This window comes from Stenotrophomonas panacihumi (assembly GCF_001431645.1).
In the GTDB taxonomy this organism is placed as follows: Bacteria; Pseudomonadota; Gammaproteobacteria; order Xanthomonadales; family Xanthomonadaceae; genus Stenotrophomonas_A; species Stenotrophomonas_A panacihumi.
In genome coordinates this window covers 1-26,223 of the sequence record NZ_LLXU01000087.1, presented here as the reverse complement: position 1 = coordinate 26,223, position 26,223 = coordinate 1, and the positions used below count along the sequence as shown (strand labels likewise).

The 26,223-nt window shown below is 70.8% G+C and carries 23 protein-coding genes; all 23 read right to left on the bottom strand.

The features are described from left to right. Positions 1–2: 2 nt before the first annotated feature. The 23 genes from ARC20_RS11200 to fliD all read right to left on the bottom strand — a co-directional run bounded on the left by ARC20_RS11200 (position 3) and on the right by fliD (position 25,851). Positions 3–1,268: a flagellar hook-length control protein FliK gene (locus tag ARC20_RS11200; protein WP_146165863.1), complete on the bottom strand. Its 1,266-nt coding sequence runs from the start codon at positions 1,266–1,268 to the stop codon at positions 3–5. Continuing rightward, complete coding sequence (gene fliJ, locus ARC20_RS11195) at positions 1,265–1,720, bottom strand: flagellar export protein FliJ (RefSeq protein ID WP_057647101.1); 456 nt, start codon at positions 1,718–1,720, stop codon at positions 1,265–1,267. The genes ARC20_RS11200 and fliJ overlap by 4 nt, the downstream gene beginning before the upstream one ends. A gap of 69 nt (positions 1,721–1,789) precedes the next feature. Beyond that, complete coding sequence (gene fliI / locus ARC20_RS11190) at positions 1,790–3,184, bottom strand: flagellar protein export ATPase FliI (protein ID WP_181360155.1); 1,395 nt, start codon at positions 3,182–3,184, stop codon at positions 1,790–1,792. Continuing rightward, positions 3,181–3,807 carry a FliH/SctL family protein gene (locus ARC20_RS11185; RefSeq protein ID WP_057647099.1) on the bottom strand — a complete coding sequence of 209 codons (627 nt, stop codon included), beginning with the start codon at positions 3,805–3,807 and terminating at the stop codon, positions 3,181–3,183. The genes fliI and ARC20_RS11185 overlap by 4 nt, the downstream gene beginning before the upstream one ends. Next, complete coding sequence (gene fliG / locus ARC20_RS11180; protein ID WP_057647098.1) at positions 3,804–4,802, bottom strand: flagellar motor switch protein FliG; 999 nt, start codon at positions 4,800–4,802, stop codon at positions 3,804–3,806. Before fliG ends, ARC20_RS11185 begins: the two co-directional genes overlap by 4 nt. Position 4,803: 1 nt before the next feature. Continuing rightward, positions 4,804–6,546: a flagellar basal-body MS-ring/collar protein FliF gene (gene fliF / locus ARC20_RS11175; protein WP_057647096.1), complete on the bottom strand. Its 1,743-nt coding sequence runs from the start codon at positions 6,544–6,546 to the stop codon at positions 4,804–4,806. 13 nt (positions 6,547–6,559) lie between these two features. Next, positions 6,560–6,931 carry a flagellar hook-basal body complex protein FliE gene (gene fliE, locus ARC20_RS11170; protein ID WP_057647095.1) on the bottom strand — a complete coding sequence of 124 codons (372 nt, stop codon included), beginning with the start codon at positions 6,929–6,931 and terminating at the stop codon, positions 6,560–6,562. Between the two features lie 116 nt (positions 6,932–7,047). After that, positions 7,048–10,590 carry a glycosyltransferase gene (locus ARC20_RS11165; protein ID WP_237642569.1) on the bottom strand — a complete coding sequence of 1,181 codons (3,543 nt, stop codon included), beginning with the start codon at positions 10,588–10,590 and terminating at the stop codon, positions 7,048–7,050. Further along, a complete protein-coding gene (locus ARC20_RS11160) occupies positions 10,587–11,912 on the bottom strand; it encodes an ATP-grasp domain-containing protein (RefSeq protein WP_202595442.1) in 1,326 nt (441 codons plus the stop codon). The genes ARC20_RS11165 and ARC20_RS11160 overlap by 4 nt, the downstream gene beginning before the upstream one ends. Continuing rightward, positions 11,909–13,912, bottom strand: coding sequence for a methyltransferase domain-containing protein (locus tag ARC20_RS11155; RefSeq protein WP_057647092.1), 2,004 nt, complete (start codon positions 13,910–13,912; stop codon positions 11,909–11,911). The genes ARC20_RS11160 and ARC20_RS11155 overlap by 4 nt, the downstream gene beginning before the upstream one ends. A 22-nt stretch (positions 13,913–13,934) precedes the next feature. Further along, on the bottom strand, positions 13,935–14,777 hold the full coding sequence (locus ARC20_RS11150) for a LicD family protein (RefSeq protein WP_057647090.1): 843 nt from the start codon (positions 14,775–14,777) through the stop codon (positions 13,935–13,937). Then, entirely contained in the window at positions 14,758–16,179 is a 1,422-nt protein-coding gene (locus tag ARC20_RS11145) for a bifunctional cytidylyltransferase/SDR family oxidoreductase (RefSeq protein ID WP_057647089.1), read from the bottom strand. The genes ARC20_RS11150 and ARC20_RS11145 overlap by 20 nt, the downstream gene beginning before the upstream one ends. Next, entirely contained in the window at positions 16,176–16,871 is a 696-nt protein-coding gene (locus ARC20_RS11140; protein WP_081418155.1) for a WbqC family protein, read from the bottom strand. The genes ARC20_RS11145 and ARC20_RS11140 overlap by 4 nt, the downstream gene beginning before the upstream one ends. Next, positions 16,868–18,055 carry a DegT/DnrJ/EryC1/StrS family aminotransferase gene (locus ARC20_RS11135; RefSeq protein WP_081418154.1) on the bottom strand — a complete coding sequence of 396 codons (1,188 nt, stop codon included), beginning with the start codon at positions 18,053–18,055 and terminating at the stop codon, positions 16,868–16,870. Before ARC20_RS11135 ends, ARC20_RS11140 begins: the two co-directional genes overlap by 4 nt. 101 nt (positions 18,056–18,156) lie before the next feature. Next, a complete protein-coding gene (locus ARC20_RS11130) occupies positions 18,157–18,882 on the bottom strand; it encodes a CatB-related O-acetyltransferase (protein ID WP_057647085.1) in 726 nt (241 codons plus the stop codon). Positions 18,883–18,898: 16 nt separating this feature from the next. Continuing rightward, positions 18,899–20,374: a sigma-54 dependent transcriptional regulator gene (locus ARC20_RS11125; RefSeq protein WP_057647083.1), complete on the bottom strand. Its 1,476-nt coding sequence runs from the start codon at positions 20,372–20,374 to the stop codon at positions 18,899–18,901. Beyond that, complete coding sequence (locus tag ARC20_RS11120) at positions 20,367–20,747, bottom strand: response regulator (protein ID WP_057647081.1); 381 nt, start codon at positions 20,745–20,747, stop codon at positions 20,367–20,369. The genes ARC20_RS11125 and ARC20_RS11120 overlap by 8 nt, the downstream gene beginning before the upstream one ends. A gap of 10 nt (positions 20,748–20,757) precedes the next feature. Further along, positions 20,758–22,161, bottom strand: a complete 1,404-nt coding sequence (gene rpoN, locus ARC20_RS11115; protein WP_057647078.1) for an RNA polymerase factor sigma-54 — start codon at positions 22,159–22,161, stop codon at positions 20,758–20,760. A gap of 191 nt (positions 22,162–22,352) precedes the next feature. Beyond that, on the bottom strand, positions 22,353–22,985 hold the full coding sequence (locus tag ARC20_RS11110) for a response regulator (RefSeq protein WP_057647075.1): 633 nt from the start codon (positions 22,983–22,985) through the stop codon (positions 22,353–22,355). Positions 22,986–23,076: 91 nt separating this feature from the next. Beyond that, positions 23,077–23,655 carry a PilZ domain-containing protein gene (locus ARC20_RS11105; protein ID WP_057647073.1) on the bottom strand — a complete coding sequence of 193 codons (579 nt, stop codon included), beginning with the start codon at positions 23,653–23,655 and terminating at the stop codon, positions 23,077–23,079. Beyond that, on the bottom strand, positions 23,655–23,957 hold the full coding sequence (locus ARC20_RS11100) for a hypothetical protein (protein ID WP_057647070.1): 303 nt from the start codon (positions 23,955–23,957) through the stop codon (positions 23,655–23,657). The genes ARC20_RS11105 and ARC20_RS11100 overlap by 1 nt, the downstream gene beginning before the upstream one ends. Then, complete coding sequence (gene fliS, locus ARC20_RS11095; protein ID WP_057647068.1) at positions 23,954–24,367, bottom strand: flagellar export chaperone FliS; 414 nt, start codon at positions 24,365–24,367, stop codon at positions 23,954–23,956. Before fliS ends, ARC20_RS11100 begins: the two co-directional genes overlap by 4 nt. A 125-nt stretch (positions 24,368–24,492) precedes the next feature. After that, positions 24,493–25,851 (bottom strand): flagellar filament capping protein FliD, encoded by a 1,359-nt coding sequence (gene fliD / locus ARC20_RS11090; RefSeq protein ID WP_057647066.1) that lies wholly within the window; start codon positions 25,849–25,851, stop codon positions 24,493–24,495. Positions 25,852–26,223: the final 372 nt, after the last annotated feature.

Here is a 26,223-nt window from a genome sequence, read left to right as displayed (position 1 = left end):
GGTCAGGCGTACGCGTCCAGCAGGCCGCGCGCCCTCAACACCGAGGCCGGCACCACCACGCTGGCGGTGTCCTCGCTCGCGCCATCGGCCAGGCCATCGAAGCCGCTGGACGAGGCGGAGCCGTCGTTGCGCTGGCCCTGCTGCTGGGCGCCCACATCGGCATGCGCCAGCTGGAAGCCGTGCTCGCCGAGCATGTCGCGCAGGCGCGGCAGGCTCTGTTCCAGCGCCTGCCGGGTCTCGACATGGCTGGCGGTAAAGCTGGCGTGGACCTTGTCGCCGTCCATCTGCAGGCGCACCTCGACCGGCCCCAGGTCGTTCGGAGTGATCTTGATATGCGCATGGCCGATCTTCTGCTCGGCCAGCCAGGTCAGGCGCGTGCCGACGGCGTCGTCGAAGCCGTCGCCATTGAGATCCGGCGTCGGGGTCGGGCTGGCGCTGAACACCGCGGGGGTGTCCTGCACGCGGGCGCCGGCCGTGGTCGTGTGCGGCAGGGTCGGCAGCACGAAGGTCGGGGTATCGATGGCGGGCGAATCGCCGTCGCTGCCCGCGGCGCTGGCGCCGCCAGCCGCCAGCGTGGCGGCGGCGAGCGCGGCCAGGGCAGCGGCATCGTCGGCGCTGGCCGCCGTGGCGGCGGTCGCGGCGTTGGCCGCGCCGGCCAGGCCGGGCAGGGCGATGGCGCCGGCCGGCAGGGCATTGGGCATCGCGGCGGCGGCATCGGCCTGCGGCTGCCCGGCCAGCAGCGGGTTGGCGGCGGTGCCGCCCAGCGCCGCGGCATCCGGCGTGGCCGTCGTGGCGGTCGGTTGCAGCAGCATCAGGCCAAAGCCGCCCAGGCCCGGCGGCGGCCAGGTGCCCGGCTCGCTGCCGGTGGATTCGGTCTTCTCGCCGGCTTCGGCGCTTGCGGTGCTCTGTTCGGCGCTTTCAGCGGCGTCGTTCTGCGGGCGCTGCGGGCTGTCCTTGCGGCTGCCCGCCTCGCTGCGCTGGGCACGGGCCTGGCGCTCGTCCTGGCCCTGCGCGCGCGTGCCGTCGTCATCGTGCTTCTGGCTGTCGTCGTCCTGCCGCGGCTTGGCGGTCTCGCGTTTGGCGGGCTGGCTGCGCGAGGCTTGCTGCGTCGAGTTCGCCTGCTGCTGCGCGGGGTTGTTGAGCATGCTGGCAAAGCTGCTGCGCTGCGCGCCGGTGTCGTCCTGCGCGGCATCGTCGCGCGAGACGAAGCCCTCGTCCTTCAGGCCGGAAGCGCGGGCGGCGGTGTTGAGGATCGACAACGGGTTCAAGCGTCGTCCCCCGGCTCGGCGGCCTGCTGGTCCTGGCGCGCGCGGCGCGCGCCGAGGTCGTCCATGTCGCGCTGGTCGCGGCGTTCCACCACCTGGCGCTCCTGCGCGCGGTAGCTGGCGGCCAGCTGTTCGAGCACCTGCTTCTCGCGGCTGGCCAGCAGCAGGCGCGCGCGTTCGGCTTCCACGCGGGCGCGGTTCTGGTCGACGGTGCGCATCTGCTGCTCCACCGCGCTGTCCAGGCGGTCGAGGAAGGCGCGGCGGTTGGTCAGCTGCGCCGGGCTGGTGGCGGCCATCTGGCTGCCGGCGTACTCCTCGGCATAGCGGCGCAGCTCCTCCAGGCGGGAGACGTGCGTGTCCAGGTTGCGCTGGCGCTCGGCCAGGTCACGGGCGACTTCGTCCTCGTGTTCCTGGGCGCGACGCAGCAACGGGTCGATCCGGCGGGATTGCATCATGGTTCATTGCCTGTGGGGATCGGAGCGGCCGCCCGGCGGCGGCCGCGGGAAAAACAGGAAAGCGACGGCTTACGCATGCGCGGCCTCCGTCTCGACCAGCCGCTTGAGCGCGGCCTGGCTGTGCGGCAGGTCGGCGGCCTTGGTGACGTCCTGGCCGAGGAATTCGAGGATCTGCGGCCAGCGCTCCAGCGCCTCGTCGGTGACCGGGTCGTTGCCGCGCTGGTAGGCGCCGATGGCGATCAGGTCGCGGTTGGACGAGTACGCCGACACCAGCCGCTTGAGCTTGCGGATGCGCAGGCGCCACGGTTCGTCGGCGATGTCCTGCACCACGCGGCTGACCGACGATTCCACGTCGATGGCCGGGTACAGGCCGCTGTCGGCGACGCGGCGCGAGAGCAGGATGTGGCCGTCGAGGATGGCGCGCGCGGCATCGGCGATCGGGTCTTGCGGATCGTCGCCCTCGGTGAGCACGGTGTAGAAGGCGGTGATCGAGCCACGCCCGGCGGCGCCGTTGCCGGCGCGTTCCACCAGCGCCGGCAGCTTGGCGAACACGCTCGGCGGATAACCGCGGGTCGTCGGCGGCTCGCCCACTGATAGGCCGATCTCGCGCTGCGCCTGCGCGAAGCGGGTCAGCGAATCCATCAGCAGCAGGACGTTCAGGCCCTGGTCGCGGAACCATTCGGCAATCGCGGTGGCGCGGTAGGCGCCATGCAGGCGCGCCAGCGGCGGCCGGTCGGCCGGGCTGGCGACGACCACGGCGCGGCGCAGGCCTTCCTCGCCCAGGGTGGTCTCGACGAAATCGCGCACTTCGCGGCCGCGTTCGCCGATCAGGCCGACGACGATCACGTCCGCCGCGGTGTAGCGCGTCATCATGCCCAGCAGCGTGGACTTGCCGACGCCGGAACCGGCGAACAGGCCCACGCGCTGGCCGCGGCCGATCGGCAGCAGCGCGTTGATCGCGCGCACGCCCACGTCCAGCGGGGTGGTGATGGGTTCGCGGGCCAGCGGGTTGATCGACACGCCGGCCATGGAGGTGCTGCCTTCGCCGCGGATCGGGCCCTTGCCGTCCAGCGGCACGCCGTCGCTGTCGATGACGCGGCCGAGCAGGCCTTCGCCGACTTCCACGCCGCCGCGGCGGCGCGAGGGAACCACGCGCGCGTTCGGCAGCAGGCCATGCAGTTCGGCGCTGGGCATCAGGTAGGTACGTTCGCCGGCGAAGCCGACGACTTCGGCATCGACCCAGCCGCCATCGACGACTTCGACCTTGCAGGTCGCGCCCATCGGGGCTTCGCAGCCGACCGCTTCCAGCGTCAGGCCGACGGCGCGGCGCAGGATGCCTTCGCGGATCAGGCCACGGCCGTTGGCCGGGTCCAGCCCGAGTGCGCCGAGCCGGGTGGCCAGGCGCAGGTCGCGCGCGGCGTTCCATTCGGCGGGCAGGGCGGTGGGTAGCAGTTGCGCGTTCACAGGCCAGCCCCCGCCTTGCGCATCACCGTTTCCAGCGCTGCCCGCAGGCGCGCTTCCAGGGTGCCGTCGATGCGCACGCTCTCGGCGTGTACGCGCAGGTCGCCGCGGCTCAGGCCGGTGTCGGCGGTGAGGCGTGTGCCCGACATCAGCGACAGCAGCGGGGTGAGGGCGGCGATGTCGTCCGGGTGCAGGCGCACTTCCACGTCGCGGCTGCTGCCGCCGACGGCATCGACCGCTTCGCTGACTAGGTCGGAGAGCAGCACCGGGTCGGCCTCGTAGGCACGGCCGACCAGGCTGCCGGCGATGCGCACGGCCAGCTCGCCGAGCGCGCCGACCACTTCATTCTCCAAACGGGCCAGCGGGCGGCTGAAATTGTCGAGGATGCCTTCGATCTGCGCGGTGAGCCGGCGCACCTCGGCCTGGCCCTGGGCGAAGCCTTCGGCGTGCCCACGCTCCAGGCCTTCCTGGCGCGCGGCTTCCTGGATGGCCTGGATTTCCTGCAACGTCGGCGGCTTGGGCGGGGGCGGGGCCTCTTCGACCGGCGCGTGCACGGCGTCGGCGGTGACCACGTCCAGCGACGGGGCCAGCCAGCGCACCACGTCCTCGCCGAGGATCGCGCTCATACCATCGCCTCCGAGCCGCCGCCGCCGAGCACGAGGGTGCCTTCGTCAGCCAGGCGGCGCACGATGGTGAGGATTTCCTTCTGCGCCGCTTCCACGTCGGACAGGCGCACCGGGCCACGGGCTTCCATGTCCTCGAGCAGGATTTCGGCGGCGCGCTGGGACATGTTGCGGGTGATCTTCTCGCGCACCTTCACGTCGGCGCCGCGCAGCGCCAGGCCCAGCTTCTCGCCGGACACTTCGCGCAGCAGGGTCTGGATCTCGCGGTCTTCCAGCTCGATCAGGTTGTCGAACACGAACATCTGGTCCTGGATCTTGCTCGCCAGCTCCGAATCGACCTTGCCGATCGCCTGCAGCACGCCCTGGTCCTGCCCGGTATCGAGGAAGTTGAGGATGTTGGCCGCGCACTTCACGCCACCCAGGCTGGATGACTTCAGGTTCTGGTTGCCGGCGAACTGGCGCTCCATGATCTCGTTGAGCTCGCTCAGCGCGTTGGGCGGGATGCCGTCCAGCGTGGCGATGCGCAGCAGCACGTCGGCGCGGGTGCGCTCGGGCAGGTTCTTCAGCGCCTCGGCCGCCTGGTCGCTGTCTAGGTGCGCCATCACGATGGCGATGATCTGCGGGTGTTCGTTGCGCACCAGGTCGGCCACGGCGCGCGGGTCCATCCACTTGAGCGTGTCCAGGCCGGTGGTGTTGCGGCCGAGCAGGATGCGGTCGATCAGGCCGGAGGCCTTCTCCGCGCCCAGCGCCTGGATCAGCACGTTGCGGATGTAGTCGTCGGCGCCCACGCCCAGCGAGGTCTTGCCGGCGAGTTCGCCGTTGAATTCGTCCATGACCTTCTCGACCTGCTCGCGGCTCACGCCGCTCATGGTCGCCATGGCGATGCCGATCTTCTGCACCTCCTTGGGGTCCATGTGCTTGAGCACTTCGGCCGCGTCCGCCTCGCCGAGCGAGAGCAGCAGCACGGCGGCGCGCTGGACGCCATTGAGCGCGGGCATGTCAGGCTTCACTGGCGACCCATCCCTTCACGACCTGCGCGACACGCTTGGAATCGGCCTTCACCGCCTCGCGCGCCTGGCGCAGGCGGTCTTCGTAGGCGTCGGAGGGCAGGGCGATGGCCGGCTTGCGGTCGATGCCCAGCTGCGCGGTGTCCTCTTCCAGGCCCGGCAGCAGCGAATCTTCGTCGTCGAGCATGCGCACGTCCGCGTTCTGCGGGGTGCCCGGCTCGTCCTTCCTGCGGCGCCCGGCCGGGGCCGGGCCGGTGATCGAGCGCAGCGCCGGGCGCAGCACGCCGAACAGCAGGGCCAGCACCACGATGGCGCCGAGCAGCAGGCGCGCGCCGTCGCGCACGCGCGGGTCTTCCCACCACTTGGGGCCGGCGTCGGCCTCGGGCTTCTCGCGCACGAACGGGGCGTTCATCACCGACACGGTGTCGCCGCGTTCGGCGTCGAAGCCCACCGCCTGCTTGACCAGCGATTCGACCTTGGTCAGCTCGGCCGCGCTGAGCGCCTGCTCGGTGACCTTGCCCTTGGCGTCCGGGCGCGGCACGTGGTCCACCAGCACCGCCACGCTGACGCGCTTGATGCGGCCGGCCGGCTGGCGGGTGTGCTGCAGGGTGCGGTCGAGTTCGTAGTTGCGGGTGGCGCTCTTGGCGTTCTCGGTGGGCGTGGCGGCCACGGCTTGCTGCGCGTTGGCCACATTCGGCGCGGCGCCGTTCGCGCCCGGGGCGGCCGCCGGCGGGGCCGGCTGGCCCGGGTTGGTGGCGCCCGGCGGGGTGTTGCTGGTCGCGCCGGGCACGCCCTGCGGGCCGGCGGCGCTGGTGCTGTTCTCGCTGACCTGCTCGCTGCGCAGCTTCGGCGGTTCGCCGTTGAACAGCTCGCGCGCTTCCTCCACCACCGAGAAGTCCATGTCCACGCTGACTTCCGGGTTGACGCGGCCGGCGCCGGTCAGCGGCTCCAGCAGTTCGCGGATGCGCTGGTTGTAGGCGCTTTCCTGGCGGCGCACCTGGTCGAACTGGGCGGCGTTGAGCGCCGCGTCGCTGTTCGGGTCGGCGATGGTGAGCATGCGGCCGCTCTGGTCGACCACGGTGACGCGCTCCGGCGCCAGGTCCGGGATCGAGGAGGCGACCAGGTGCACGATGGCGTCCACCTGGTTGCGCTCCAGGCTCTGGCCACCGCGCAGTTCCAGCACCACCGAGGCGCTGGCGACTTCGCGCTGGCGGGTGAAGGCGCTGGGCTTGGGGATGGCCAGGTGCACGCGGGCGTCGCGCACCGGGCGCAGCGTGGTGATGGTGCGCACCAGCTCGGTTTCCAGCGCGTGCTGGTAGCGGGCGTTCTCGACGAACTGGCTGACGCCGAAGCCCGGGTCGCGTTCCATCAGCTCGAAGCCCAGGCGGCCGCTGTCGGTGAGGCCGGAGCCGGCGAGCTTGAGGCGGGCATCGTGCAGGTTGGCTTCCGGCACGGTGATGCCGCCGGTGGCCGGGTCGAGCTTGAAGGGGATGTTGGCCGCGCGCAGCAGGTCGGTGGCCTCGGCGGTGGCCTTCTCGTCCAGGCCGGTGTACAGCGCGGTGTAGCCGGGCTGCTGCGACCAGAAGAACACGGCCAGGCCGGCGGCCACGGCGATGGCGATCATCGTCATCAGGCCGAGGCGGCGCGTGATCTGCAGGCTCTGGATGCGGTCGAACCAGCCGCCGGCCTTGTCGGCGCCCTGGGCGAAACTGTCCTTGGTGAGTGCGAGTGCCATCCGGTATCAACCCTTACAACGGCATGTTCATCACGTCCTGGTAGGCCTGGACGAGACGGTTGCGGACTTCCACGGTGGCGCGGAAGGCGATCTGTGACTGCTGCGAGGCGACCATGACGCGCGCGAGGTCGGCGCTGGGGTCGCCCATTTCGAAGGCCTTGGCGAGCGCGCCGGACTTCTGCTGCGCTTCGTTGACGCCGGACAGGGCGCCGCGCAGGGTTTCGCTGAAGCTGGCGCCCTGGGTGCCGCTGGCCGCTTCGCTGCCGGCCAGGCCCTGGATCGCGGTGGACTGGCCGACATCGGCGGCCGGGCCCAGCGCAGCCGAGCCCATCTGGCTCTGGTAGCTGCGGATCTGCGACAGGATGGAGGTGATGGAATCGCTCATGGGAACGGCCAGGACGACGGTCGCCGTTCACGATGCAATGCGTGTGCCAAAGCGGTGTCGGTTTTCCGGCGGGGGCCGGAATGGCGGGGTTGGGATCCCCGCCGCTGGCCAAGTGGCTACGGCAGCCAGGCCGCCCGCCAGTCGTCCAATCCTTCGCCGGCCAGCATCCAGTCCCGGTGCACGGCCTCGCGCAGCGCATCCCCCGCCGCGGCGCGGGCATCGGCGTCGGCCAGCTGCTCGCGGATCGCCGCCACCCAGTCCTGGTGGCGGTTGCGCACCCGGGTGACCGGCAGCGCGCCGCGATACGGCTCGATGTCGCTGGCCACGACCGGTACCGCGCAGGCGCCGTATTCGAGCAGCCGCAGGTTGCTCTTGCAGGCGTTGAAGCGGTTGTCTTCCAGCGGGGCGATGGCCAGGTCCAGGTGCAGGCGGGCCAGTGCGCGGGCGTAGTGCGCGATCTCGGTGCCGGGATGGAACTCGCGCACATGGGGTTGCAGCGCCGGCGGGCACAGGCCCATGAAGACCCAATCGACCTCGTCGGCCAGCGTGCGCACCACCTCGGCGATCATCTCCAGGTCGCCGGTATGGCTGATGCCGCCGGCCCAGCCGACGCGTGGACGCGGGCCGGCGTTGCGGCGCGGTGGCGGCAAGCGGCTCCATGGGTTGGGCGGAAGGCGGTTGTACGCGACGCGGATATCCGGATGCAGCCCGCCCAAGGCCTCGGCCAGCGCCGGGGTCGAGACCACGAGGCGATCCGCCAGGCTCAAGGCCCGCGGCAGGCTGCGCCGGATGTCCGCGGGCAAATGCGCGCGATGCACGCTGCGCGCCGGCAAGTCGAGCAGGTAGTCGTCCAGTTCGTAGACCTTCAGCGCACGCGAGTGGCGCGGCATCGCGGCGATGCGGTCGAGGTCGGCCTCGCCCACGCGGCGCTGCAGGATCACCACGTCCGGATCGATGCGCGACTGCTCGACGATGTCGAGCAGGGTGGCGTGCGCGAGGCCTTCGGCGCTGCCCGCTTCCTGCAGGGCAGCCAGCGGGTACAGCACGCGGTACTGGCCGCTGCCCTGCGCGTCGGCGGGATGGGCGAGCACGCGGGGTTGCGGGCGATGCGGCAGCGGCTGCCAGGAGTAGGCCGATTCGCCGAGGCGGAAGCCGCCCGGCACATCCAGCCGCAGCGCCGGGTGGTAGCCCGGGTCCTGGGCGATGCGCGGCAGCCAGCGATCCAGCAATGCCTCGCGCGCCTGCGCCGGCAGGGTCGGGACATCGGCATGCAACAGCAGCGCGTCAGGCGCGCAGACCACGCGGTAGCCATGGCCGCTGGCGCGCAGGCACAGGTCGACGTCGGCGCCAGCGCCCGGGAAGGTGTCGGCATCGAAGCCGTCGAGTTGTTCGAACAGTGCCCGCTCGATCAGCAGGCAGCGATCGGACACCGCCGCCGTGCCGTGCGCGACGCGCAGCCGGCCGAGGTAGCCGGGGGCATCGATGGCCTCGCCGGCGAACGCACCGATCGTCCCATCGGCCAGGCCCGCCAGCAGCCCGGCCTGGGTCACGCGGCCTTCCGCCGACACGGTACGTGCGCCGGTGATACCCACTTCCGGGCGCAAGCCGTGTTCCAGCAGGGTGTCCAGCCAGTGCGGCTGCACGATGGCGGCATCGGCGCGCAGGAAGAGCAGCTGCTCGCCGCTGGCCTGGCTGGCGGCGAGGTTGGCCGCGGCGGCGTGGGCGAGGGCGTCATCCAGGGCGAACAGGCGCAGGCGCGCATCGCCGATGGTCGAGAGTTGCTGCATCCACTGCGCGGCCGCCGCGTCGGCGCCATTGCCGACCAGCAGCACTTCGTAGGCCGTGTAGGTGGTCTTTTCGAGCAGGCTGAGCAGGCAACGCTGCAGCAGCGCAAGCGGCACGTGCGCATCGGCGATCAGCACGATCGATACCTTCGGGGTACTCGCGTGGCCGTAGGCGGGCCGGAACAGCCCGGGCCCTACGCACTCCACGCGGGCCTGCGCATGACCGCGACGGTGCAGGTGCGCGGTGATTACCGCCCCCTGCAGGGCGTCGTCGTTCGGGACGGGATCGGTGTAGAGCAGCGGCTCGGGCAGGTGGGCGAGATCGCCGCTGCCGTGTTCGGCCAGGCGCAGGATCATGTCCAGGGCCAGGGCCGTGGCGTCGCCCGCCCAGGTCGGGTCGAAACCGCCCAATGGCAGCAGCGCGGCGCGGGCGAACAGCCAATGCCGCGCCATCGCCGCCGGATGGCCGAGCAGCAGGTCCGGGTCGAAATCCGGACGCAGCACCGGCGAGGGCGGATTGAAGCCGCCACCGCGATGCCATTCGTCGGCGAACAGGGCGCGCAGCGGCGGCGCTTCGGCCAGTGCCAGCGGCAGGCGTTGCATCGCCCCGGTGCAGAACACGTCGCCGGCCGTGGCGTGCAGGAGCCAGTCGCCGGCGTCGGCGCGCACCAGCAGGGCATTCAAGGCATCGGCGAGCGACCCTCCGCAGGGCCAGGGCTTGATCCAGCCGGCGGTGCCGGGGGGCAGCACCTCCACGCCCCATAGCCAGACCTGCAGCGGGGCGTAGCCGTCGATATGGAAAGCCAGGCTGTCGAGGCTGGCGGCGAGGGTGGCGGCGTCGGCGTCGCGCGCATCGAGCAGGATCGACAGCGACGGGCGGCCGTGCGCGTCGAGATAGGCCTCGGCCAGCGGCTGTTGCGCGGGCAACAGCCGGCGTTGCCGCTGCCATTGGATAAGCTGGCCGCGCACCCGCGCGCGGTCCTCGGCGTGCGCCAGTGCCGACAGCAGGTCGAAATCGATCGCCGCGGTCGTGCCATCCAGCGGCGCGACGGTCACGCGCGCCTCGCCGTCGTCGTCACTCCAGCCCAGGGTGCGCAGCGAGCGCTGGAAGTCGTCCAGGCCACGTTCGCCGATGCCCGGCCGCTCGCGGCCGAACTGGCTGAATTGCGCGGTGGAGACGCGGAAGTCGCTGAGCGGCGCGGCCAGGTAAGCCAAATCGCCGTGCTGCAGCAGCTTGGTGTACATCGCCAGGTCGCCGAACCACTGGATCGGTTGCCCGTCCAGGTCCATCAGGCGCTCGCCGAAGGCGGCCAGGTCGGTGCGCCGGCACATCACCGCGCTCGGCTCGCCGATGAAGTTGTGCGGATGCTGGCCGAGGAAACGCACCAGCGCGCGGCCTTCCAGGCGCGTGTCGGCGGGGAAGATCGGTGCGGTGTGCAGGGTGTCGGGCAGCGTCTTGCCGCGCGCGTCGATGCGGCGGCGTCGCGAGGTCACCAGCGCGACATCCGGATGGGCACGCAGCACCGCGGCCTGCGCCGCGATGCAGTCCGGGTGCAACACGTCGTCGTCATAAAGGAACTTGATGAACTGGCCGCGGGCCAGCGAGACGCAGCGCGCGCCATTGCGTGATTCGCGCAGGCGCTCGGGGTTGGCGTAGTAGCGGACGGGGAACGGGACCGTCGCGGCGAACGCTTCCACGAGGTCGCGCACCGCATCGCCGGGGTGGTCGTCGCAGACCACCAGTTCGATCGCGCGGTAGTGCTGCGCGGCCACGCTGGCCAGCGCGGCCTTGAGGAACACCGGCTTGAAGGCCGGCATGACCACGCTGACCAGCGGGCCGTCCAAGGGCAGGGAAACAGGCAAGGTGGAAGTCATCGGTACAGCAGATCGAGCGCATCGACGTCGAAGACGGGGATGCCGTGGTGGCGGGAGACTTCCAGGCGTTCCGGGAAGTGGTTGTCGATGAACAGCGCCGGCGCGCGGATCGCCGAGGATTTGGGTTCGCCCTGTCGCAGATGCACGATGTCGTCGAACAACCCCGGCGCGATGCGCGCGGCAGCCAGCGTCCGCGCGATGTCGCCGGGATGGCGGGTCAGCAGGACGAGGCGCTTGCCGAGTTCCAGCAGCCGGTAGGCCAGGCGCATGGCCGCCGGGTTGGCGATGCCGTTGCAGAAGACGGTGTCGTCCAGGTCGAAATAGCAGGTGTCGAAGGCGTAATCGAGCACGGCATGGTGTTCGAGCCGGCGTTCCAGCACATGCAGGCGCGGCTCGGCGAGAATCCGCACGTCACGTTCGAGGAAATCCTGCACCGCCAGCAGCGGCAAGTTGACGCCCGCTGCGCGCGCCACCGTCGAGCCGGTCGACAGCCGGCAGCTGAACTCCAGCAGTTTCCAGCGTCCTTGCGCGTCGCGCCGCAGTTGCAGGAACCACGGCCCGCGCAGGACCAGCCGCGCGTTGATCGCCTCGGCGATCGCGCTGACGGTGGCGTCCGCCGGCAGCGGCCGCGAACGCATCGCGATGCCGCCGACCACGCGCTCGCGGCTGCGGGGGCCCACGTACAGCAGGCGACGATGGCGGTCGCTGAAGCAGTCGACGCTGATCTCTTCGCCCGGCAGGTATTCGGTGACGAGCGGTTGCGCCACCGCGGCCATGGCCTGCGCCAGCGTCGCGGCATCCTCGGCGCGCGCGAAACCCTGGCCGCCCTGTCCCGCATCCGGCTTCACCGCCACGGGCCATTGCGTAACCGCCGCCGGGTCGTCGTGGCGGCGTGGTGTCCAGCCGGTATGGGCGAAGGTATCCAGGGTGGCGCGCTTGCTGCGCGCGATGCGGCAGGCTTCCGGATCACCGTTGGCCAATACCGCGCCCCACGACGCGATGCGCGGCGCCAGGTGGTCCTGCACGCTGTCGTGGGTCGCGAACACCAGCTCGATGCGCCATTCGGCGAGCAGCGCCTGGAAACGCGCGTCGAAGTCCGGTGCGTCCAGCGACGGAAGGCGGGCATGCCGCGCGAAGGCCAGCGCGCCATGGTCGTCGCGGCTGCTGGCGCCGTGCAGCTGCACATGCAGCGAGCGCTCCAGCGCCCGGCCGATTTCCTGCCCGACCTCGGTGCCGGACGGGAACACCAGCACGCGCACCGGACCGCTCGCGCGGGCGGCGACCGGCATGGATGGCCGCAGCGCGGGCACGGCGTGGTTCACTCGGACGGCGCCAGGTGATGGTCGGCGAAATACTGGGAAATCGCCTCGCCCATGCGCGGGTCGCGGTAGAACAGCACGTAACGCTTGCGCGGCCCGGCGCCCCGCGTGGCGTTGGCCGGCGTGCGGAAATCCACGCGCATGCCGAAGCGGCGGCATACGGCCTGGAGCGAGCGCCCCGAGTGATACGCCGTGTGGCCCAGGCTGAAGGGGTAGCTCAACCGTTCCAATGGCGCGCCGTCGGCGAGGTTGGTGCTGGCCACGACCACGCCGTCGTGGCGAACCTTCGAGAACAGGTGGGCGAAATCCGTCTCCAGGTCCACGAAGTGTTCGATCACTTCCGAAGCGATCACCACGTCGAAGGCCTGCCCGCGCGCGTCGTGCGGGACGAAGTCCTCGACCTGCTGGAAGTTGGCCATGTCGCACAGGGCGACGCGCCGGAACGGCAGGTCGCGCGCGATCAGCACGTGGTCGCGTGACAGGCCGGCGCCGTAGACCAGCAGTTCGCCACTGCGGTCGGGCGCGTAGCGGGCCAGGAGGTCGGCGGCCATGCCGGCCATGCGGTATTCGCGGCGCGGGCGCAGGCCATCGCCGGTGCGCGCGCTTTCGCCCGGGGTACTCGGGCCGTCGAAGCCCTCGGCGCGATAGTCATGGCGGTTGTCGGGATTACTGACGAAGCCACACGCGCGGCAGGTCAGGAAACGGAAGGCGAGCTGCTCCATGCCGGGGATCGCGCAGGCCACCGTCTCGGCGTCCACCGCGGTCGAATGGCAGGCCGGGCAATACGCTTCCTCGCCAGGGGCCGGTGGGGCTTCGTTCCAGGCGCCATCGGCCACGCGCTGCAGCTCGCGCCCGAAGGCGTTGGCGCGGGTGGCCGAGGGGCTGATGAAGTACTCGCGCGCCCGCCGGCGCGCGCCGGCCAGCGGGTCGTCGCCGCCGAGCACGCGCGCCAGCTGCGCGGCGAGTTCGTCGGCCGTGGCGAAGGTGTAGGCGTAGTCGGCGTGGCTCATGTGGCTGCTGACCACGCGGATCGGGCGATCCTTCGGCACGTAGACGAACAGCGGCCGGTCCAGCGCCAGGCACTCGGAAACCGTGGCGGAGATATCGCAGATGAAGACCGCGTCCGGGGCGAGCAGGTCGGTGAGCTTGCCGTGGCGCTCCAGGAAGGTCAGTGCTCCCGCCGGCAGCCCCGCGCGCGCGACGATGCGCTGGTCGATGTCGAGCAGGGCAGGCCGGGCCGCGCCGGTCAGCGGGTGCAGTTTGGACACGATGGGCAGCCCACCCTGGGCATGCGCGGCGCGCAGCAGCTCCGGCGCCAGCGCCAGCGAGGAATAGTCCTGCTCGGCGACATAGCCTTCCCAGGTCGGGATGTAGACGATGCGTTGCGGCGGCGCGGCGGTGGCCGCATCGGCGGCGTCGAGCAGGATGCCGGCATCGGGGCGGCCGATGATGCGGAAACGCAGGCCGCTGGTATCGAAGTCGGCGCGGGCGAAGCGGTCGATGTGCGCCTGTCCGGCCACGTAGACCTCATCGTAGGCCTTGAAGCCGCGGTTCATGCTCGAGCTCTTGTCGCTGTCGCCATGGCCGAGGAACACGTGGCGGCCGCCACTGCAGCGCAGGAACAGGTTGTTGTTGGCGGTGTTGGCGACGTAGTAGAAGCCGCGCAGCGACGGGTAGGCGGCGATCAGCTTGTCGACGTCCGCCGAATCCTTGACCAGGCAGACCTGCAGCTGCGGGTAATCCAGGCACAGCTGCTCGTACACGTCCATCATCCGCGCCACCACGATGAACTCGTGGCCGGCATGCTCGAACAGCGAAAGCCACGGCTTGATGTGGTCGATCGCACCCCCCTTGAGCGAGGCGCCGGTATGCAGCAGGAACACCGGTGCGCGCGCGCCTTCGGGCAGCGTGCGCGCCGAATGCGGGTTGTGCTTCTTCAGGTAGGCAAGGCAGCGCTCGAACACGTTGCGGACGAGCGGAACGCCGATCTTCTTGTGCAGCATGGAAGGTCCAGGGGTCATGGGGTCATCCCAGCGCCACGGCGCGGATGCGGTGGCCGGAGTGGCGCTGCTCCGGGGGCGGCAGGCGACGGAATTCGCCGTAGACCGCTTCGAGGTAGCGCTCGGCCTGCGCCGGCGCGCGGAAGCGGCGGCCTTCGAACGTCACCCAGCGGCCTTCGCCGAAGACCTCTGCCGGCACCACCTCGCGGCGACCGTACAGGCCGTAGAGGTTGCCGACGCAGGCGCTGCGGGCCGCATCGCCGCGCGCGACCAGGCGCTCGTAGACGCGGTAGAGACGTTCGGCCGGGCACAGCCGGCTGGCCAGCGAGAGCAGGGCGAAGCGCAGCCGCCGTGGCGCGGCGACGCGATGCGGGTAGTAGCCCTGCTGCTTGTTCATGGTCCACGCGCGCATCAGGGCGATGGCGCGGAACAGCAGGTCACGGCGTGGGCCGGGCGCGGGTACGGCGTCGAGGGGGAACACATCCACGCCGATCCCGCGGTCGAACGGGCGCGCATAGTCGATCACCAGGCGCGAGCGCGCATCGCGCACCACCAGGAACGGGTAGGGCGTATCGGCATCACGGCTGGGGTGGATCGCGCGCAGGCCGTGCGGCAGCGTGTCGAGCAGTGCCAGCAGGCGCGCATAGTCCGCGCGCGGCAGGGCGATGTCGATGTCGTCATCCCACGGGATGAAGCCGCCATGGCGCAGGGCCCCGAGCAGCGTGCCGCCGACCAGGTAGTAGCGCAGGCCGTGGCGCTCGCAGAACCCTGCCAGCGCCTCCAGCACGGTGGCCGATCGCTGCTGCACGTCGCGCAGGGCGACGCCGCCGACGAGCGTCGCGGCAATGTCAGGCGTCGCGGCGGACATCGAACACCACGCCGGTCAGCGGGGAACAAAGCGCCTGCAGCGTGGCGCGGGCGACCACGTCCGGGTCGAGCAGGCTGTCGACCGGCTCGGCGCCGAAGTTGCGCACGCGCATCGGCGTGCGCGTGCGTTCGGGATTGATGCACACCACGCGGATGCGTTCGGCGGCCCATTCCTCGGCCAGCGCCTGGGTGAGGTTGACGACCCCAGCCTTGGTCGCGCTGTAGGCGGCGTAGAACGCGCGGCCACGCGTATAGGAACTGGAGGCGAAGTTGACCAGGCAGCCCTGGCTCTGGCGCAGGTACGGGTGCGCGGCCTGGGCAAGCGTGAACGCGCCGGTGAGGTTGGTGGCGATGACCTGTGCCAGCTCGGCGGCATCGAAGCTGGTCAGCGGCTTGCGCACCAGCAGCGCGGCCGAATTGATCACCGCGGCGATGCGGCCTTCGCGCGCGGCGATGCCGACGAGCAGGGCCTGCACGTCCTTGGCGCGGGTGATGTCCACGTTGGCGCAGCTGCGCCCGGCGCGGTGCACGCGCGCGCCGTGCGCCTCGGCCAGCGTGGCGACGGCAGCCCCGATGCCGTAGGAGGCGCCGACCACCACGATCACCTGGTCGCGCAGTTGCGCCAGCAGCGCGTCGTCGCGCGCGGCCTGCGTGCCACGTGTCTGGATCAGCTTCTCGGCGATGTACAGGTCCACGCCGTCGGTGATCTTGAGGTTGGACGGCGAGCCGGCCACGGTGGCGATGTCCACGTGCGGCAGTTCGCGCCGGACCACGCCGCAGTCGCAGGTCACCCCCGACAGGCCGCGCGCCGTGCCCAGGCGGTAGGCCTCGCGCAGCACGCCGAGATGGAAGCCCTGCGGCGTCTGCCCGCGGCGCAGCCGGCTGCGTTCGGGAATGTCGTGGATGTGGCCGTGCGGGCCGACCTCGACGATGGTGTCGCTGGCCGGCACCACCACGTCGACCGCGGCATGCTGCCGCAGCGCCAGCAGGCAGCGTTCGAGGATGTCGCGGTCCAGCAGCGGGCGCGCGGCGTCATGCACCAGCACGTGGCAGTCGTCGGCGTCGGTATCCAGCGCGGCCAGCGCCGCGGCGGTGGAGTCGGCGCGGTCGCGGCCGCCCAGCACCACCTTCTCCAGCTTGCGCCAGCCGCTGCGCATCGCCGCTTCCCACACGGTGTCCTCGTGGCCGGGCGGGACCACGACGAGGATGCGGTCCACCGCCTCGCAATGCTCGAATACCTCCAGGGTGTGCTCGATCACCATGCGTCCGGACAGCTTGACGAACTGCTTGGGCAGCTCGCTGCCGAAACGGGTGCCCTGGCCGCCGGCGAGGATCACCGCGATCACCGGCACGCGCGCGGGCAATGCCGCATCCACTGCGTGCGGCTGGACCAGTGCGTTCATGCGGCCTGCTCCAGCGTGGCGGCGCCGAGCATGTCGCGCACGGCGGCCGGCGGGTTGTGCATCAGCACGTCGATCATCGACAGTCCCGGGAAGAAGGGGCCTGCGCCACCCTGGTGATAAGGCGCGAGCCGCGGTTGCAGGAAGTAAAGCCCCACGCCGGCCTGGCCGAAGGCTTCCGGCGAATACAGGCCGCGGCCGCCCGGCGGGTTGTGGTAGCTGCGGGCGTCGAGCGCGTGGCACAGCGCCAGGATGCGTGCCTGGCCGCGACCGGGCACGCCCAGCGTGGAGGCGGCGTCGCTGCGCAGCGTCAGGCCGAGATAGGCGAACACGCCGTTGATGGACGCCGCGCATACGCGGGCGACGTTGCCTTCGCCCACTGCCCAGGCCGACGCCACCAGCTGGCGCACGGGCTCGAAGTACGGTGCACGCGCATAGCCGTGCCGCAGCTGCTCCAGGAAGCGCGTCAGGTTCCCGGCGAAGGCATGCTCGGCGATGCTGCGGTTCTGGCTGGCGCGCGCCACTGGTAGGGTGAAGCGGTGCGGCTGCCCATCCAGCAGCAGCTGGTTGCGATGGATGAAGCCGCGGGTGATGAAGGCCGCATCGTCGAGGAAGACGAAACGATCCACCCCCGCCGCGAGCTGGTAATAGCCCAGGTAGGGGAAGAAGTACGGCTGCATCGCCGCGAGTTTCATGCCGCGACGGCCGCCACGTCGGCGACGGCAGGCGCCGCGGCTTCGGCGGGGATCGCCGCGGCCGGGGCCTGCGGCTCGCGGCCGGCGAGCCTGACCAGTTCGCAGATCCGCTCGACCTGGGCATCGGCCAGGTCCGGGAAGATCGGCAGGCACAGGATGCGCAGCGAGGCCGAACGCGCGACCGGCAGACGTTCCGGGTCGGCGGAGGGCAGGCCGCGATACATCGGGAAATCACTGATCAGCGGATAGAAGTAGCGGCGCGCGTGGATGCCGTGCTCGCGCAGGTGCTGGTACAGCGCATCGCGGCCGATGGCGAAATCCGCGTCGACCAGGATCGGGAAATAGGCGTGGTTGGCGCGCGCGCCATCGCCACGCGGCGGCATGCAGGTGATGCCCGGCAGGCCGGCCAGCTGTTCGCGGTACATGCGATCGATCTGCGCGCGCCGCGCCAGCGCCTGGTCGATGTGGCGCAGCTGCAGCAGGCCGAACGCGGCGTTGATCTCGCTCATCTTGCCGTTGATGCCCGGCGCGACGACGGTGGTCTCGTCGACGAAGCCGAAGTTCTTCAGGTGGCCGATGCGGCGGTAGGTGCGCGCGTCCGGGCAGATGATCGCGCCGCCCTCGAAGGTGTTGAACACCTTGGTGGCATGGAAGCTCAGCACGCTCAGGTCGCCGTGGCGCAGCACCGAGCCGCCGGTGTCCTCCACGCCGAAGGCATGCGCGGCGTCATAGATCACGCGCAGGTTGTAGGTCTCGGCGATGCGCTCGATCTCGGCGGTATCGCAGGGGTTGCCGTAACAGTGCACCGGCATGATCGCGGTGGTCTGCGGGGTGATGGCCGCCTCGATCTTCGCCGGGTCCAGGTTGAAGGTGGCCGGGTCCACGTCCACGAACACCGGCTTGATGCCGTTCCACAACAGCGAATGCGCGGTGGCGACGAACGAGTAGGGCGTGGTGATCACCTCGCCGGTGATCCGCAATGCCTGCAGCGCGGTGACCAGCGCCAGGGTACCGTTGGCCATCAGCGCCAGGTGCTCGACCCCGAGGTAGTCCGCCAGCGCCTTTTCCAGCTGGCGATGCATGTCGCCGCAGTTGGTCAGCGTGCCGCTGGCCCAGACCTTCTCCAGGTAGGGCATGAACTCGGCCAGGGGCGGCAGCAACGGGCGGGTGACGGGAATCGGCATGGCGGCCTCGACGGAAGTGTCGGGATTCCGACAGCCCGGGAAGGCGGACGGTCCCGCCGGATGTGATGCAATCCGTATGCCAGAGGGCCGCGGGACCGCGCTCAGCCCGCGGTGGACGCTTCTTCCACCCGGCCATCCACGAGGGTGCGCCAGATGCCTTTCCAGGGCTGGATCAGGCCCGCGTCACGGCGCCGGCGGATCTCGTCGATGGCCGCGCGAATGTCGTCGAAGGGCACGCCTTCCAAGTCGCGCGGGTGGTACTGCCACCAGCGCAGGTCCAGCAGTTCGTCCACGACGGGTTGCGGGAAGCGCAGGCGGATGGCGCGCGCCGGCACGCCGCCGACGATCTCGTAGGGCTTCACGTCGCGGCTCACCACCGCGCCGGCGGCCAGGATCGCCCCATGGCCCACCTTGACGCCCCGCAGCACCTGCACGCCGGCGCCGATCCAGACGTCATGGCCGATCACCACCGGCGCCTTGACCTGGGTTTTCATCCGCGCATGGAGCGCGTCGGCCACGCGGCCCACGTCCGGGTCATGCCAGCCGAAGCGGTTGGGGTTGTACTGGAAGCTGGAGGTGCCCAGCCAGTCGACCGGATGGTTGAGGTCACCGATCTTCACCTCGGCCGCCACCGAGCAATAGCGGCCGATGGACTTCAGGCCCTTGAGCCGGCCGGAGACGAAATAGGTGAAGGCGCCGATGCTGGCGTTGCACTGCACGCCCAGGCCGGCGACCACTTCCACCGGCGCTTCATAGCGCAGGCGGTTGCCGGGGTTCTGTCGATAACCGGGTCCGAGCTTGAGCCCGTGCGCGGAGAAATCGTCCATGCGCGCCCGGCCAGCCTCAGCCCGCCAGCTCGGTCTGCTCGCGGTCGATGCCGTACTTGCGCAGCTTCTCCACCAGCGTGGTGCGGCGCAGGCCCAGCAGCTGGGCCGCGTGCGCGACCACGCCCTGGGTACGTTCCAGTGCCTCGTTGATCAGCGCCAGCTCGATGCTGGCCATGTGGCCACGCAGGTCGATGCCGTCGTCGGGCAGGTTGGCGCCGCTGTTGGCGGCTTCGGCCGGGGCCTTGTGACGCTCGTGCAGCGGCGCGGCCACGCTGGCCTGGGTCGCGGCCAGCGTCGCCACCGGGGCCGGGGCGATGTGCTCGGGCGCCGGCTGGAAATCGCCGCGATAACGCGCCGGCAGGTCCTGCACGCGTACCAGTCCGCCCGGATGCAGCACCGCCAGGCGCTCCACCAGGTTGGTCAGTTCGCGCACGTTGCCCGGCCACTCGTAGCTGCGCAGCGCCTGCAGCGCCTCGTCGGCGAAGCGGACCTCGCCGCGGCCGGTGCGCGCCAGCTGCGCGGCGATGGTCTGCACCAGCACCGGCAGGTCGTCCACGCGCTCGCGCAGCGACGGCATTTCGATCGGGAACACGTTCAAGCGGTAGAACAGATCCTCGCGGAACAGCCCTTCGCCGATGCGTGCTTCCAGGTTGCGGTGGGTCGCGGCAATCACCCGAACGTTGCAGCGGATGGTCTGCCCGCCGCCGACGCGCTCGAAGCTGCGCTCCTGCAGCACGCGCAGCAACTTGACCTGCATCGGCAGGGACATGTCGCCGATTTCATCCAGCAGCAGCGTGCCGCCCTCGGCCATCTCGAAGCGGCCCTTGCGCGCGGTCAGCGCGCCGGTGAAGGCGCCTTTCTCGTGGCCGAACAGCTCGCTTTCCAGCAGGTCCGGCGGGATCGCGCCGCAGTTGATCGCCACGAACGGTCCGTCGCGGCGCGGCGACTGCTGGTGGATGGCGCGCGCCACCACTTCCTTGCCGGTGCCCGATTCGCCCAGCACCAGCACGGTGGTGTCGAACGCGGCGACCTGGTCGATCAGCCGGCGCAGGTGCACCACCGCCTCGCTCTGGCCGGTGGGGCCGGTGTCGGCCTGCGCGCCGGCCTGGTGTTCGGCGTCCAGGCGCTTGAGGCTGGCGCGGCGCAGCAGCGCTTCCAGCTGCGCATGGCGCAGCGGCGTGTCCAGCGGCCACACGTTGGCCTCGTGCAGGCCGTGGGTGGCGGCGAACGCATGCGCGTCGCCTTCCATCAGCAGCACCGGCGGCGGCAGCTTGGCCTTGGCCAGCCAGTCGAAGAAACGCGTTGCCTGGGAGGCATCGTCGGCCGAACCCACGAGTACCGCCATCCATTCATCATGGCGGTGGCGTTCCGGGTTCAGGTCCGCGCCGTCGGTGACCCAGCGCGGGTTGAAGTCCATGAATTCCAGCAGCGAGACGGTGCGCTCGGCGCGCACGGCATCGCTGTCGATCAGCAGGATGCGGGACTCACTCATTACCAGCCTCCGACAGGCCCTCCAGGATCGGCATGACTTCCTGGATGTAGGACAGCTTGCTGACGAAGTTATCCGCACCGGCGCGAAGCGCATGTTCACGGTGCTCGGCGTCGTCGAAATGGCTGGCGATGACGATGTACGGCGGGTCGTCCTGGGTCTTGATCAGGCGGGTGGCCTGCAGGCCGCCCATCTCGGGCATGGCCAGGTCCATCAGCACCACGCGCGGGCGCAGCGATTCGGAGCGTTCGATGGCTTCCAGGCCATTGCCGGCGCTGCCCACGATGTCCAGCCACTCCACCTTGCGGAAGTGGCGCATGGCGGCGTTGATGAAGCCTTCGTGGTCGTCGACGAGCAATACGGTGAGTTTGTTCACAGGTCCTTCCTCAGCCGGCGCGGGCCAGCAGCGGCTTGTGTTGGCGACGGCGCTCGCGCGCCGGGGCGATGTCCAGTTGCTCACGATACTTGGCTACGGTCCGCCGCGCGACGTTGACACCCTGGCGGGCGAGCAGGGCGGCGATTGCCTCGTCGGCCAGCGGGCGGGCGGCCGGCTCGCTTTCGATCAGCCGGCGCACCATGGCCTTCACGGCCTGGCCGGAGACGCTGGCGCCTTCCAGGCGCACGGCGAAGAAGTGCTTGAGCTCGAAGGTGCCACGCGGGGTCTGCAGGTACTTGCCGGTGGTGATGCGCGAGATGGTGGACTCGTGCATGCCGATCTCCTCGGCGATTTCCTTCAGCGTCAGCGGGGCCATGGCCTCCTCGCCGCGGCTCAGGAAGGCGGCCTGGTGCTCGACGATGGCGCGGGTGGCGCGCAGCAGGGTCTCGTAGCGCATGGACAGGCCGCGGGTCAGCCAGCGGGCCTCCTGCAGCATGTCGCGCAGGGCCGGGGAGGCATCGCCGGCCTCGGACAGGGCGCGCTCGTGCATCGGGTTCAGGGTGACGCGGTGGGTGGTGGCCGGGTTGAGCGCCACGCGCCACTGGCCGTCGGCGTGCCAGGCGACCACGTCCGGGATCACGGCGTGTTCGGTGGCGGGCAGCAGGGTCTCGCCCGGGCGCGGCTGCAGCGAGAGGATCAGGCGCACGGCTTCGCGCACGTCGGCTTCTTCGGCGCCCACGGCCTGGGCCAGGCGGGCGTAGTCGTGGCCGGCCAGCAGGTCCAGGTCGCTGGCGAGGATGCGCCGGGCCAGCGGGCGGCCGGGCACCTGGCCGGGCAGGGCGGCCAGCTGCGCCAGCAGGCATTCGCGCAGGTCCTGCGCGGCCAGGCCGGCGGGGTCGCCGGCCAGCAGGCGCTGGCGCACGGCCTCCACGGTGTCGGCATCCACGTCCAGGCGGGCGCTGGCCAGCAGGGCCAGCTCGTCGCGCGGGGCGGTCAGGTAGCCGGCGTCGTCGCAGTGTTCGAGCCAGAACGCGGCCACCGACAGGCGGCGCTCGTCCAGTTCCAGGGCCAGGGCCTGCAGCACGCGCAGCTGCGGGTCGGTGGACTCGCCAGCGGCGACGCGCTGCAGGCGGTCGTCCTCGCCGTCGTTCCAGCTGCTGCCGGCCACGTCCCACATCGAGCTTTCGGGCAGTTCGTCGAAGGCGGCCACTTCCAGCTGCACGGTCTCGGCCGGCGCGTCGTCGGCGTCCTCGGCCTGGGCGTCCTCCAGCTCCAGCAGCGGGTTGTTCTCCAGCGCGCGGCGGACTTCCATCTCCAGCTGCAGCCCGTCGAGCTGCAGCAGGCGGATGGACTGCAGCAGCTGCGGCGTGAGGTGCAGCTGCTGGCCCAACTGGGTGGACAGCGTCGGCTTCATGGCAAACCCCTTCGACATTCCCCGGCGCGGTCGCGCCTTGGAACACATCTTGCAGGAGGGGGTGACGGCTTTTTAATCGGGATGTGCCTGTCCACGGGCATGGTGTTCCCGACGGTGTGTCAGGACTTTCCCGACTTTGACAAGAACTGCGACGGGTTCACGACAGCGGCCGGACGGGCCGGCCCGGGCCCTTACACCAGCTCGTTATGGTGCTTGGCGGCCAGCAGGACCAGGTCGTTCGCGCGCCGGCAGCCCAGCGATTCCATCATCCGCGCGCGGTGCGTCTCCACCGTCTTCACGCTGATGCCGAGGTCGGCGGCGATTTCCTTGTTGCTCTGCCCGCGGCCGATTTCGCGCAGGATCTCGCGCTGGCGCGGCGACAGCGCCGCGATGCCCACCGGCTTCTCGCGCCCGAGCATCGGGGCGATCATCTTCGAGGAGATCTGCGGGCTCAGGAACACCTGCCCGTTGGCCGCGGCGCGCAGGGCCAGTTCCAGCTCCAGCGGCGCGGCATCCTTCACCACGAAACCGCCCGCGCCGCGATCGAGCGCGTCGCGCACGTGCACCGGGTCGTCGTGCATGGACATCATCACCACGCGCGTGCGCGGGGCTTCGCGCAGGATGTCGCTCATCGCATCCAGGCCGCTGCGGCCGGGCAGGGAGAGGTCCATCAGCACCAGGTCGGGGCGATGCAGGACCGTCAGGTCCAGGGCCTGGCGCGCGTCGCTGGCCTCGCCGACCACATCGATGCCCGCGAAGGTCTGCAGCAACCGCGACAGACCTGCGCGCACCAAGGTGTGATCGTCGACGATGATGACTCGCACTGAGGAAGGGCCTGCGGCTGAATGAATCGGCGGGATTTGCACCTTAGCCGAGCCGGGGGCCGTCGCCAACCATGCGGTCGGGCGCCTGGCCTCAGGCCGGGTCGGGCCGGGCCCGCCGGGCCTCGGCAATCTGGCGGCGGTGCAGGCGGAACAGGTGGCGTTCCAGCGCGGCCTCCAGGCCGGGATCGAGGGCATCGAACTGCAGCCACAGGAAGCAGCCGCCGGTGCCGCTGGCGGCCTCGGCCAGCACCGTCACCGGCAGCTCGATGGCTTCGGGCAGCCATTCGCCCGGCTGCAGCGAGAGCACGCCGGCCGCGCCGGGCGTGGCGCCGCTGCGGCCACCGGTCTCCAGGCGCATGCCGCGGCGCGACCAGCGCACCGGGCGCAGCGGCAGGTCGTCACCCTGCTGGCGCGCGAGGCGGCCGAGCAGGGCGAGCATGAGGTCCAGCTTGGCATCCATGCGCTGCACGATCAGCGGCAGCTCGCCGCGTTCTTCGTGGGAATCGTCGCTGCGCAGGTCCTCGACCTGCGCCAGGCTGCGCAGCAGCGCCTCGGCCGCGGCCTGGCGGCCGGGCGCGCTGCCCACGCGGAACGCCACCGGCATCGCCAGTTCGGTGCTCAGCGTGTCGTCGAACAGCTGGCTCTCCGCGGCGTGCAGGATGTCGGTCATTACAGGGCTCCGGCCCGCAGGTAGGCCCGGGCGGCGTGGCTGGAGCGGCGATTGTGGCGCAACGCCACGCTGGCCGCCTCGCGGCGCGCGCGCATGTCGGCCATGGCGTCGGCCTGCAGGTGCAGCAGTTCGCCCAGGGCCTCGCGCGCGGCGGTGCCGTGCGTGGCCAGGTACTGGCGTAGGTCCAGGTCGTGCTCGCGCACCAGTTCGGCCGCGCGCGCGTCGTCGTCGATGGCCAGGGCGGCGCGCACTTCGCGCAGCTGGCGCTGCAGGTATTCCAGGGAGGGCGCGGCAGTGCTCACGACGCCGCCGCGATGCCGCGCTGTTCCAGTGGAATCGCGTTCCAGGCCGAATCGATCTCGCCCAGCAGGGTCAGCGATTCGACCAGGCCGGCCTCGTCGTTGTGCAGGTTGGCTTCGGTCAGGCGCTGGATGACGTATTCGTAAAGCGCGGACAGGTTGCCGGCGATCTCGCCGCCCGCCTCGTGGTCGAGCGAGCCGTTGAGGTGGCCGACGATCGCGCATGCTTCGCCGATCGCCTTGCCCTTGCGGGCCTGGTCGCCCTGCGCCAGGCAGGCCTGGGCCAGGCGGATGCGCTGGCAGGCGCCGGCGAACAGCAGCGCGACGAGCTTGTGCGGATCGGCGTCGGTGACGCTGGTGGAAACGCCGACCTTGCGGTACTGCTCGGCATACTGGCGGCTGGAACCGTACATGCATTGCTCCTGGCGGGGCCTGGGGCGGCGCGTCGCCGGCTGTCCCCCCGGCGTGCGCGGGGCGGCCCGCGGTGTTGGTGATGATCCTTTATCGGCAGGATCCGGCCATCACTTGAGGGCCGCCGTCAGCTGCTGGAGGAAGAGGCCAGCTGCTGGGTGAGGTAATCGCTGGTGGTCTGCATCTGCGCCACGATGGTGTCCATGGCGGTGAACTTGGCGGTGTAGCGGGTGGTGGCCTCGTCCATGCGCTTGTCCAGGTCGTCCAGCTGCTCTTCCAGGTCCTTGATCTGCGCGTTGAGGCTGTTGGTGCGCAGGGTGATGGAGCCGTTGGTGGAGTTGAGGTTGCTGTCGAGCATGCTGTTCAGGCCCTTGCCGACGGTGCCGTCGCTGCCGAACAGCTTCTGCGCCGCGCTGGGGTCCGCGGCCACGGCGGTCTCGAACTTGGTCGCATCGAAGCTGAGCGAGCCGTCGGTGGCGATGCTCACGCCCATCGCCTTGAGTTCGCTCACGCTGCCGCTGACCTGGCTGCGCAGCTGGGTCTGCAGGCCGCGCACCATGGCATCGCCGGTGAGCGCCGAGGCGGTCTGGGTGTCGGCGTTGTAGGAACTGGAAGACTTCAGCACCGTCACCACGGCGTTGTACGCACTGACGAAGGCGCTGATGTTGGTCTTGATCGAGGTGTTGTCCTTGCCGATGGACAGGCTGTAGGGCGTGCCCTCGTTGGCCTTGGTCAGGTTCAGCACCACGCCGGGGATGAGGTCGGCGACCGAATTGCTGCTGGAGGTGCGCTCGAAGCCGTCCACGCGCACCAGCGCGTCCTTGGCGGCCACGGTCTGGGTGAGGCCGGTGCTGCCGTCGGCGGCCGGGTAGGTGAGGGCGGACAGCCCGCCGTCGCCACCGCTGGTGGTGATGGTCATCGCGCCGGCGGTGCCGGTATCGGCGGCGGTGAGCACCAGGTGCTGGCCGTCGTTGGCGGTGACCACGCTGGCGGTGACGCCCTTGCCGCCGGCGGCCTTGTTGATGGCCGCGGCGACATCGGACAGCTTGCTGCCCTCGGGGATGGTGACGTCGAGCGAGTCTTCCGCGCCGTCGCCGTAGGTGATGGTGAGGGTGCCGTCGCCGACGACCTTGTCGCTGGCGTATGCGCCGGAGGTGAGCTTCTGCCGTTCGGCGATGTTCACCACTTCCACGTTGTAGCTGCCGGCGGTGGCCGAAGTGGTGGCCGTGGCGGTGAAGCCGGCGCCGTCGCCGACGGTGGCCTTGTAGGCCTGGCTGTCGATGCTGGTGGTCAGCGTCTTGAGGGCGGTCTGCAGGTTGGCCATGCCGCTCTTGATGGTGCTGATGGCCGAGAGCTGGGCGGACGCCGCGGTGCCGGCGTTGTTGATCCGGGTTTCTTCCGGCTTGCGGTCGGCGGCGACGAGGTTGGCGACCAGGGTCGGGATGTCCAGGCCGGAGCCGATCTGATAAAGCGACGACGAAGCCATGCGGATTCTCCTGACCTGTGGGGTGATCGCCCGCGGGGGCGCGGCACCGGATAACGGGAATAGCGGCCGCGGGCCGCCGGGCTTGAGGGCTGCGGCGGCGCCTTGGGCGCGACTGGGTTTCTGATGCAAGAGCTGTGCCGAGGGGGTGTGTCGGTTTGCTGGCGGTTGGTAGCTCTGACTTACGGTGCGGGCGCCGACCTGGCGGGTAGGGTCGTCACGGCTCGGGCGGACATCCTGTCCGACTCGCCGCACGCGGGCCATCCATGGCCCGCTGACGCCCCTACCCGCCAGGTCGGCGCCAGGCGCTTCATTTTTCACGCTTCGATCGGAGCCGCGCCGGAGAGTGGGAGGGGGAAGAGCAAAAGCAAAAGC